Below are 2,452 nucleotides of genomic sequence, written 5' to 3' on the forward strand. Positions count from 1 at the left end.
AGTAAGCGTCAAATAATGTACACCTTCTATCATCATTCAAAGCGTGAGATAATGTCATTATAATAAATCTTGTAGGAGGTTATGCCATGACATTATCAGCTAAACGAATCGAATGGGATGCTCGTATGAAGGAATGGAAAGAGAGTGGGCTTAGCGCAGCCCAATGGTGCAGAGAACACGATGTCAATCTTCATCAAATGTATTACTGGAAGCGAAGATTCCAACAAGAAAGCATAGGTACAAAAGAAGCGGATTGGCTTCCTGTACAGGTTACAGAAAGTCCATCGACTATAAAAAACAGTTCTATTTTTATTCATGTACATGATTACGCAGTCGAAGTTCCTATTGGTGCTGATCCCGTTCAAGTAGCTGAAATCCTTCGTGTAATTTCATAATTATGATACATAATAGAAGTTACGATCGGGTTTACTTAGCAAAAGGAAATACCGATCTGCGGAAATCGATAGATGGACTAGCTGCCATTGTGCAAGAGAGTTTCGAACTCGACCCTTTCTCTCCTTGTTTATTTGTGTTCTGTAATCGCAAACGTGATAAATTGAAAGTCTTAGAATGGGAACATAATGGTTTTTGGTTGCATTACCGACGATTAGAACGCGGAAAATTTCATTGGCCTTCCGGTGAAAAAGCCGAGGCCATGTCCATTAGCCATCGCCAACTTCGTTGGCTATTAGATGGTTTACCCATTCATCAACAACATGCACATCGCGAAGTAAAAGCACGAACTATTTTATAAAATAATCGTAAATAAATATAAGAATCCGACTAGGCAATTCGGGTTCTTTTTCGTATACTTATCCTATGAAGAATTCATCCACTAACCCAGAATCAATTGAATACTTTAAAGAACGTGCCGAAAAGCTTGAAATGGAAAAGGAAGAGTTAGAGGCTAAATTAAAATGGTATGAAGAACAATTTCGCTTAAGCCAGCAACGTAGATTTGGTGCTTCTAGTGAGAAGTCCAATTCGGACCAACTATCCCTTTTCAATGAAGCAGAAGATACAGCTAATCAAGTAGCAGAGGAACCTACGGTTGAAACCATTACGTATCAACGAAAAAAGCAAAAAGGTCAACGTGACGCAAAGCTAGAAGACTTGCCTACGGAAACGATAGAGTATCGTTTATCCGAAGAAGAGCAGGTTTGTTCGTGTTGCGGTGGAAATTTACACGAAATGAGTCAACAAGTAAGAAAAGAATTAAAAGTGATTCCAGCTCAAGTAAAAGTAGTGGAACATGTTAATCACATTTATAGTTGTCGATATTGTGAAAGGCACGAGATAGAGACGCCGATCGTATCAGCGCCGATGCCACAATCGGTATTCCCTGGAAGTTTAGCTTCGCCATCGGCGATGGCCTATGTTATGTCGCAAAAGTATGTGGAAGGATTGCCACTCTATCGTCAAGAGAAAAATCTTGAGCGATTCGGCGTTTCTATTCCACGTCAGACACTAAGTAATTGGATTTTACATGGTGCTCATACATGGCTAGAACTCATCTATAATGAAATGCATGATCAACTTTTGCAGCTTGATATCGCTCATGCAGATGAGACTACCTTGCAGATTTTATCTGAACCAGGAAGACCAGCAAAATCCAATTCGTATATGTGGTTATACCGATCTGGTCATACCGATAATCCTATTATTTTATACGATTATCAACAAACCAGAGCCGCCAAACATCCACGACGTTTTCTGGATGGATTTCAAGGATTACTGCATGTTGACGGGTATCCAGGTTATAATGGATTACCCAATGTCACATTGATTGGATGCTGGTCGCATGCACGTCGCAATTTTCGGGAAGCTTTGACAGCTTTACCAGAAACAGCGACTACCATATATACAAAAGCACAAGAAGGTTTAACCTTCTGTAATAAACTTTTTGATATAGAACGTGAATTAAAGGACGCAAGTCCAGAAGAACGTTATGAAAAACGTTTAGAACGCAGTCAGCCAGTGCTGGATGCTTTTTCCGCATGGCTTCGTGAACAAACACCACGTGTGTTACCTAAAAGTGCACTAGGAAAAGCGATCAAATATTGTCGTAACCAATGGGAACAGTTAGAAGCCTTTCTCGTAGACGGACGTTTGGAGATAGATAATAATCGTGCGGAGAGATCTATCAAACCATTCGTGATGGGCCGCAAGGCCTGGCTTTTCAGCAATACAATGAAAGGTGCAAAAGCTAGTGCCATTACATATAGCATTGTGGAGACAGCAAAAGAAAATGGATTAAATCCATTTCATTATCTATGTTATCTTTTTGAGGAGCTTCCCAATATGGATACGACAGATAAAGTAAAGTTAAATCAACTTCTGCCATGGTCACCAACAATTCCAGAAGAATGTCGTGTACCAAATAAATCTAAATAAAGCATAACATTAGTCCACATCTAGAAATAGGTGTGGACTATTTTACGCTTACTTTTAT

The 2,452-nt window shown here is 39.6% G+C and carries 3 protein-coding genes; all 3 read left to right on the plus strand.

Annotation, left to right across the window (positions count from 1 at the left end):
• Positions 1 to 86: 86 nt before the first annotated feature.
• The 3 genes from tnpA (at position 87) to tnpC (ending at position 2,394) form a co-directional block, all read left to right on the plus strand.
• A complete protein-coding gene (tnpA, locus tag J2Z81_RS15605) occupies positions 87 to 395 on the plus strand; it encodes an IS66 family insertion sequence element accessory protein TnpA (RefSeq protein ID WP_130860868.1) in 309 nt (102 codons plus the stop codon).
• A 2-nt stretch (positions 396 to 397) separates the two neighbouring features.
• Positions 398 to 754 carry an IS66 family insertion sequence element accessory protein TnpB gene (gene tnpB, locus J2Z81_RS15610; protein ID WP_130860866.1) on the plus strand — a complete coding sequence of 119 codons (357 nt, stop codon included), beginning with the start codon at positions 398 to 400 and terminating at the stop codon, positions 752 to 754.
• Positions 755 to 819: 65 nt separating this feature from the next.
• Complete coding sequence (gene tnpC / locus J2Z81_RS15615) at positions 820 to 2,394, plus strand: IS66 family transposase (RefSeq protein WP_130860864.1); 1,575 nt, start codon at positions 820 to 822, stop codon at positions 2,392 to 2,394.
• The last annotated feature ends 58 nt before the right edge of the window (positions 2,395 to 2,452 follow it).

It is taken from the genome of Virgibacillus alimentarius (assembly GCF_017874635.1).
GTDB lineage: Bacteria > Bacillota > Bacilli > Bacillales > Amphibacillaceae > Virgibacillus_B > Virgibacillus_B alimentarius.